General features: G+C 54.0%; 6 protein-coding genes and 2 tRNA genes. 2 read left to right on the plus strand and 6 right to left on the minus strand.

All coding sequences use genetic code 11. The annotated features are described in order from the left end of the window. Positions 1–65 precede the first annotated feature (65 nt). The 3 genes from RIB44_13955 to RIB44_13965 all read right to left on the minus strand — a co-directional run bounded on the left by RIB44_13955 (position 66) and on the right by RIB44_13965 (position 3,364). A complete protein-coding gene (locus tag RIB44_13955; protein MEQ8617674.1) occupies positions 66–797 on the minus strand; it encodes a BON domain-containing protein in 732 nt (243 codons plus the stop codon). Positions 798–1,066: 269 nt separating this feature from the next. Next, positions 1,067–1,342 (minus strand): hypothetical protein, encoded by a 276-nt coding sequence (locus RIB44_13960; protein MEQ8617675.1) that lies wholly within the window; start codon positions 1,340–1,342, stop codon positions 1,067–1,069. Between the two features lie 108 nt (positions 1,343–1,450). Then, positions 1,451–3,364, minus strand: a complete 1,914-nt coding sequence (locus RIB44_13965) for a TlpA disulfide reductase family protein (protein ID MEQ8617676.1) — start codon at positions 3,362–3,364, stop codon at positions 1,451–1,453. 289 nt (positions 3,365–3,653) lie between these two features. Here RIB44_13965 and RIB44_13970 point away from each other — a divergent pair. After that, positions 3,654–3,727: transfer RNA gene (locus tag RIB44_13970), tRNA-Ile, on the plus strand. A gap of 88 nt (positions 3,728–3,815) precedes the next feature. Next, a tRNA-Ala gene (locus tag RIB44_13975) sits at positions 3,816–3,888 on the plus strand. A gap of 282 nt (positions 3,889–4,170) precedes the next feature. Here the strand turns inward: RIB44_13975 and RIB44_13980 are convergent. Genes RIB44_13980 through RIB44_13990 form a run of 3 tightly spaced genes read right to left on the minus strand, consistent with a single transcriptional unit; the run spans position 4,171 to position 7,343 of the window. Continuing rightward, on the minus strand, positions 4,171–5,040 hold the full coding sequence (locus RIB44_13980) for a glycoside hydrolase family 16 protein (protein MEQ8617677.1): 870 nt from the start codon (positions 5,038–5,040) through the stop codon (positions 4,171–4,173). 53 nt (positions 5,041–5,093) lie between these two features. Next, positions 5,094–6,491, minus strand: a complete 1,398-nt coding sequence (locus RIB44_13985) for a sulfatase-like hydrolase/transferase (GenBank protein ID MEQ8617678.1) — start codon at positions 6,489–6,491, stop codon at positions 5,094–5,096. An 18-nt stretch (positions 6,492–6,509) separates the two neighbouring features. After that, positions 6,510–7,343, minus strand: a complete 834-nt coding sequence (locus RIB44_13990) for a glycosyl hydrolase (protein MEQ8617679.1) — start codon at positions 7,341–7,343, stop codon at positions 6,510–6,512. Positions 7,344–7,766 lie beyond the last annotated feature (423 nt).

Consider the following 7,766-nt stretch of genomic DNA (forward strand, 5'->3'; position numbering starts at 1 on the left):
AAAATCCCTCGCAAGCGAAATGCTTGCGAGGGATGGTGATGCGAATTCCTGGGACTGGCGATTGCCTAGTGGCAGTCCTTGCAGTCTTTGAAGTCAAGGAACCACCAGCCGTCGTCCCATTCCAAAGTGACCTTACGCCATCCCAGAGGAACTTGTGGGTAAGGGTAGAACGGGCCGATGTAAGGCCAAGCGGCTGCCGAATACTGCTTGGGGTAAGTCAGGGCTGCGTAGTTCGGGTTCGCAGCGTAGCTTGGCCAAGCGTAGCCAGGCATCTGTGGATTCTCGTAGTTCACCTGACCAGCTCCACCAGGCATCGGACCTGCGGGTTGAGGAACCATCCCCGGTCCGGCAGGGCTGTACTGAGCAGGCTGCACGCCATTGCCAGCACGGCTAGCAAAAGGGCGAGGCATTTGATTGGTTGCTGCGGTGCGAACTGGCATCTGACGAGCCTGTTGCAAAGCGGCAGGCTGAACCGAGGTGTCCGCTTGCGTTTGGGCTGCAACACGGTTGCCGCCAGCGATTTCAAGTCGATTGACGACTTTTTCAACGCCAGAGCATTGCTTGGCGAGCTGCTCAGCCTTGCGACTCTGTTCTGGGCTGGTCACTGAACCTAGCAACCAGGCGACCCCATCTTGATACTTCACACCAACGCGGAAGTCCTGCAATTGGCCGCTGCCTTTGATGGTTTCTGCAATTTTCTGGGCCGCATTGCGGTCCGTTTCTGCGTCCGCTAACACTGGCGAAGCAACGCAACTGAGCGTTGCAACAAGTGCAAAGCATGTAATTAGTTTTCGCATCATCCCCTCCTGAGAAAAGTCGAAACCTAGGCGTCGCTGGTGAATCAATTCCCAGAAGCCTGTCTCGAATGTCTAACGCTGTTATTCAACGCACAATGGAGCAACCCATCCAAAGTGGAAGCTACTCTGAAGAACTGTTTCGGCACGGGACGGCTCGGACAGGGAGCTTTTTTCCGATTTTGCCGATCATTCTGAGCGCAGCCAGAAGCTAGGTAAGCTAGGCACAAGAAGAAACAGCTTTGCAGTGTGAACAGGCTTAAGCGGGGCCGCTAGGAGCTTTCCGTTTGGCTGTCCGCCTTGCTGAACTCAACAAGCACGGTCACAACCATAATCCCCAGCGTGCCAGCGGAAAGCGTCCATAGGGGCCAGCAGAAAATGTGCCCCGCGAGTGCCGCCAGCGAAATGACAGCAAGCTGAAAGAGAAAGAATGCTTGCACAATCGCTTCGAACCTGGAGCCACTGCAAGCACGCACTCCCCAAGCGGCAACCAATCCTAGGAAGTGGATCGCAATCCATAAGGACTGCAGGTAGATACAGGAATCCATAGCGGGTCTTCTGCGGTTCGATGCGGGATGAGAGCGGGGGCGCGGAGCTTACGCAAAAACCGCGCGGCAGCATAGAGCAGTCGAACCAGTAGCCCGCGAGTAGAATCTCTACATCACCTTCTTAAGTTCTTCTTCCAACTCCGCCGCTTGCACGCTGCGGTTGGATACTTTGCCGTCGGCATCAACAACAACCATCAGCGGCAAGATGTTGACGCCCATCTCGTTTGCGAGCCGACTGTCGAACCCGCCCGGCTCGTAGATCTGTGGCCAGCGGAGTGGATTGCTCTTGAGGTACTCGGCTGCTTCCTGACGCGTGTAGTCGAGGTTGACGCCGATGACTTCGAACTTCTTTCCACCGTACTTGGAGTAGAGATCCTTCAACACGGCGTGCTCCGCCTTGCACGACTTGTAGGAACTGATCCAGTATTGAATCACAACCGGCTTGCCACGATAGCGTGATAGGTCAACCGATTTGCCTTCGATGGTTTTTCCTGCGAGCGAAATCTTCCGTCCCTCACTAGTAAGACGCGTGATCGCTCCCTTCGCCTTCGCGGCCTGGGGGCTCCTGGGGAAACTCTTCGCCAATTGCCCGTACCACTTGAGTGCCTCTTTGGGTTCTCCTGCATACTCACTCGCGTTAGCAAGCTGAAGCATGGCTTCAGCAGCGTGCTCACTACTGCTGTACTTACTCACAAACGCTTCAAGCTGCTTCAGCCAATCATTGTGAACTTTGTTGTAATCTGCCTTGGGATCAGCGATTTTAAGGCCGTAATCGGCCTGCATCCGTCTAAAGACAATGTGCATTTGCAGGTCTTTGGAGGCTTTCGCCTTGGCCAACTTACCAGCAAGTGCTTCCAGTCTTTCGGCCCCTTTGGGATAGGCACCATCTTGGACCGCGGCGCTGATCATGTCAGCCAACTGTCGCAACCACTGCTCGCGTTCTTCACCGGCAGGAGCTTGGCTGGCCAGTTTTTCCAGGAGATCCGCTCGTCGAGCGTTCAGTCTCGGGAGATCCTTGCGAGAAGCACTGACGAGTTGCTCATCAAGTTTTTCGATTGCAGACAGGGTTTCCTGCATGGCATCACTGGGCGGACTCACGCCTGCGTCAGCCATCGTCACCGGAGCTGCGCCTGCGGCATCGTAGAAGAATCCGACTGCCATCTCGCCTGCTTCTCCAATCGAAGGAGCATCGATCAGCTTCCACGCATCGCCGACTTTCAGCATGGTGCCAAGTTGTACCTGTTTGTGAGCCTTGCCGTCGTAGACCATCGCCCACACGTTCTCATAAACGAGCAGGTCCTTTTCTAACCCTGAAGAACCCGCAGGAACCATGCCTGGACGCAGACCCCCGAAATCACTGAACTCGCTGTTCGAGGGGATCTTCTTGCTTTTTGCCAACGATTTAAACGCTGTGGGGGCCTTGCTAGCACGTTCACGAATTCGCCCTGCCACTTCCTTCGACAAACCTAGCTGCTTCATGTCTTCCTCAGTGACGAGCAGACGTGCCATGCGGGCTGAGTCAGAAGTACGAACCGCCTCGATTGCCTCTTCAGCGACTTCTTCAGGAGCAATGAGCTGCCAGGAATCAATCCGCCCATCTTCATTCTTATCTTTGCCCCACCGTGAGCCGGCGGTTTGGAACCAGCGATACTGATCCGCCTTGCCATTGTAGTCACCGTCGATGTCGCGATAGACCTCCAAGCCATTGTGAAAATAGCTCCAAGTATCAACCACGTTGTCTCCGTTAGTATCGGAGAACTGACGTAACACGGACCCACCAGGGCTGCGGACAACCCAAGCGGTCATCCCGTTAATTTTTTCGGCCTTGATCTCGCAGCCGTCAGCTTCCGGCGTATCGAACTCAACTTGCCGCTGAACGGGCTTGAGCTTCAAGGCATCAGCAACCGAGGGCTTCGCTGCGTGAGATTTTTGACCGATTGAAACAGTCAGCACGCTCAGGGCAATGAGCCCACTCAGCCGCACATACCCAGCGAAAACAGGGGCAAGGCCTTTGATCTTCATAATCTCTGTATCCTTCGAGACCGATCGAGTTCAATAAATGCGGAGAAGACTCCTCGGAGCCCACAATGCACTTATAACGAGCAATCGCCGACCAAAGCTAGCCCGATTGCCATTCCCCGAATTTGGGCGATCCTGACTCGCCTTGGCGGTGTCTGATCTTGGGACGAGGAATGAAGGGCTCTAACGGGGGACATCCGCGTCCGAAGAGGCCTTGGACAGAGGCAGACCTGTGTTTACAATGTGGGGCTTCGTGAAGGAGCCCGGACGAGTATGTATGGGCCGCCATCACGGGTGTGTAGCTCAGTTGGTTAGAGCGCAGCCCTGATAAGGCTGAGGTCCCAGGTTCGAATCCTGGCACACCCACTAGAAGCGGGGAGAAAGTTGAAAGTAGTGAGGAGAGCAATCAATTGCTCGACTTTCTCTTTTCTACTCACTCCTCACAGATTCTCCCGGGGCCGTAGCTCAACTGGGAGAGCGCCGGCTTTGCAAGCCGGAGGTTAGGGGTTCGATCCCCCTCGGCTCCACTGATTTTAAACCCTTGTCACTGCATTATTTGCAACCCTTCGGTAGCTACGAAGGCGCGACATAGTTCGGGTGTCGTCTGGGTGTCGTCCGACACCCGGCCTAGGCTACGGAGCATGCCGTGCCCGGCTAGAGGCCTACTGAGAAGAGCACTCGCCTCAGCCGAGGTTTGGAAGTCGCTCGAAAAGATGGGCGAAGCGAAATGGTTCTCATTGTTGTTTAGCCCACAAGTCTCCTCGAATCGATGAGCCAACAAAGCGTTTCGGTCGAGTCGATAAATCAACTCAGCGACGGTCTTCACCTGCTCTGTCTTGGTAAACTCTCACGTAATCCACCTCGAACTTTCCTGGGAATTTGGTCTTGCTGGGATCACCGCCGTGGTTTCCTCCCACAGCAAGATTAAGTAGCAAGTGGTGTGGCTGATGAAACGGGTGTCGCTGGGTCGTGGTGCTCTTGGCAACCTGGTCTAGATCAATTTCATTGAGTAGGGTATCGTCGACGTACAAACTGATCTGGTTTTCATCCCAGTCCATTCGCCACACGTGGAATTTCGATGCCCACTCGGGATCTGCGAATTCACGCACGGGTTTCTTGACAGCATCCCAAATGGGCTTCCACTTCTTGCCGCTTGACCAGCACGCGTTTGCAAGGATGTCTCCCTGGTAATACTCCATGATGTCAATCTCGCCGCAGTCCGGCCATCTGCCTTTGTCTCCTACGGTCCAAATGGCTGGCCAAAGGCCGGAGCGGGCATCGATCCGTGCACGTACTTCGATTCGCGCAAACTTCCAACTATGCAGGCCTCGAGTGGTAACGCTGGCAGAGCAGTATTCCGCATAGCGACGCTTCTCCTTCCAGCCTTTGGCGTGCTGATCGTAATGCGGGTTTTCTACACGTTCGCGTTTCGCTTCGATGACTAGCAATCCGGCTTCGCACCTCGCATTATCTAGTTTGTACCATTGCAATTCTTGATTGCGGACGAAACCCCGCTCGAACGTCCAATGCTTTGGATTCGGCGGGCCATCCCGGTTGAATTCATCAGACCAGACGAGCTGGTACCGTTCGACATCTTCTTGAGTCAGAATGACTGCTGCCGCTTGCGATTCCTGTGAATAGAGGCTGGTCACATGTCCCAGCAAGCTGCTCGAAAACATGAAGAGAGAACATGGAAGGATTCGTATCGATAACAGCCAGCTTGAAACACCAGTCATTTCTTCCAACTCCCCAGACCAGGGGCAATCGGAGGAACGAGGTGCTGCTTCCAGACTTCTAGCTTTTGTTTTGCGTCTGACATTACTTCCGGTTCAAGCTCATGGAGGTTCTTCTGCTCGCCAATATCGGCCTGGAGATCAAAAAGTAGCGGTGACTCGATCGCTTCCTTGCCTTTCTCTCGGTTGGCCAAGATGAGCTTACTGTTGCCATCGCGAACCGCGTATCGGCCCTTGTCGTACCAACGCCAATATAGCGTTTCGTGCGGTGCACTCGTTTTCGCGCCTGTCAGGTAGGGGACCAAGTCGACGCCATCCAAGGGCTTTTCTTTGGGGACTTTCGCACCTGAGTGAGCGACAATCGTAGCCGCAATGTCCAGGGCACTTACAGGTAGTTCATAGTCGGTTCCAGCGGGCAGGGTGTCGGTCCACCGCACGGCAAACGGAACACGGACACCTCCCTCGAACGGACTCCCTTTAAATCCTCTCAGAGGTTCGTTACTGGAACCGTTGTGAGGTGGACCACCGTTATCCGAGAGGAAAAAGACGATCGTCTGCTCGTCCAAATCGTACTTCGCGACCGCGTCCAGTATCTTTCCTACCCCATCGTCCACGGCTGACACCATTGCGGCGTAGGTTCTTCTCTTTTTGTTTTTGATATGTGCGAAGCGATCAAGATACTTGGGCGTTGCTTGGAGCGGCATATGTGGGGCGTTGTATGCTACGTAGAGAAAGAAGGGCTTTTGATGATTGCAATTGATGAACTCGACGGCTGCATGGCTTAGTTCATCAGTGAGATACTGGTCGATCTCAACAGGTGTTTCATTGCGCAGCAGCTTCGTGCGATACCAGTCCCAAGACCGCTTGACCTCGGAAAGGTCTTCGAGCCTCAGTTGTTCGGGGAAATAGTTATGCCCGCCGGAAAGGAATCCGAAGAACTCATCAAAACCGCGCACACGAGGTCGCAGATTAGGGTGCGTTCCTAGGTGCCATTTTCCGACCGCCATGTTCATGTAGCCGAAGGGCTTGAGCAGCTCGGCGATATTGCGTTCAGTTTGGGGGATTCCGTTATTTTCGACGGATGGATTGACCGTCGGGTTTCGTGCAGCTCCAAAGCGCCCCTGATAGCGCCCCGTCATCAAACCGGCTCGACTTGGTCCGCAGACGGAATGTGTGACGTAGCCGTTGGTGCAACGAACCCCCTCGTTGGCGATGCGATCGAGGTTGGGTGTCGGAATGTCTTGGCAGCCGTTGAAACCAACGTCAGCATAACCTTGGTCGTCCGTGAGAATCACGATCAGATTCGGGCGGTCGTCTCTTGCAGCAGAACGAGAAAGGCCAGTGAAGAGCCCAACACCGATAAGGAACAAGTACTTCATGATTCGATCCAAAGCCACGCGTGAAATCCTCTTGTTCTAGAAGTCGCGGTAGATTCTGCCAAGTTCGGTTAATGAACCGTCTTTATGAAAGAGTGCTGAAGTGCCAAGTGCTGCACTTTCAGTCGAGGCAGAGAACCAGGCGTACCGATGAACAAAGTCGAGGTTCTCAAGCATGGGCAAGAGTTCTCGCATGAATTGAGCGACGCGCTTCGGGGAGTGCTTGTTCTCGTTGGCCGTTTTCGCGGTCCAGTCGCCGACGGCAAACTCGGTGATCCAGATCGGGCGTTGAAAATTCTCGTGAATATCTCGCAAGCGCTTCACGAAGGCTTTGGCGCTCGGCCCCCCGTAGGAGTGAACGCAGATGAAGTCAACTCGTAGATTCTTCGCTTCGACTTCGGCCATGAAACGGTTCATCCAGTCACGATCTGGATGGACGCAGCCGGGACTGCCGAGTGGCAACCCGATGGCTTCAAGCTGAGGCCACAACGCGATAACCTCTTCGACGGACAGATTGCTCTGCTTTGGCTGATCCGGTTCGTTGAAGCCCAGTAAGAAACGAACCTCCTTGCGATTGCCTTGGGCTTTTAGATTGGCAAGAGTCTTCGGGCTGTTGAGGGCGTAGCGGCCCCAGATCATTGGAGTGAATTCGACATTCCTAGGAACCTGTTTGGGTTTCTGCGCACCCCAAGAATAGAACCACTTGGCATCAAGTGCACTGATCTTCTTCTGCCAATCGCTTCCCTTCTTCGTGGTAACGCAGAATCCCTTCTTCTTACTCGCTCGTCGTTCAGCACCACTGACGACACTGACCGATCCGGCAAGGCATACGACCCACACGAAGAGTAGCCATTCACGCCTGACAATCCCCATCTGAAGTCTCCGCAAACCGGTCGAGCGATTGGTTATAATGAGGGGGCAACTACTCACGGAATTCGAACCGCCCGCAGTCACCGAGATCATCTCTGACTGCGAAAATAACCTGATTTCTTCGAGTTTCAAGAAAGAAAAAATAGTTTGTGTTTTTGCGAATTTTGCGCGTTGGTATTTCGGAACTGGGCAACTGTTGTTCGTAGTTACGTCGTAGCAAGTTCAGATACTGGTCTCGTTGCGATGCGGCGTCATTGAAACGAAAAGGACTGGAGTGGGAGAGACTGACCTTCCCCCCATAAACAGTGCCAGTCATCTGTGAGAGAATCTATTTCGGGCGAATCCCGGAAAGGATTTTCAGATGGCTAAGAAGCGTTATCAGCAGGAGCAGATTATTCCGATGCTCCGTCGAGCGGATGTGGAGCT

This window comes from Lacipirellulaceae bacterium (assembly GCA_040218535.1).
GTDB lineage: Bacteria > Planctomycetota > Planctomycetia > Pirellulales > Lacipirellulaceae > Adhaeretor.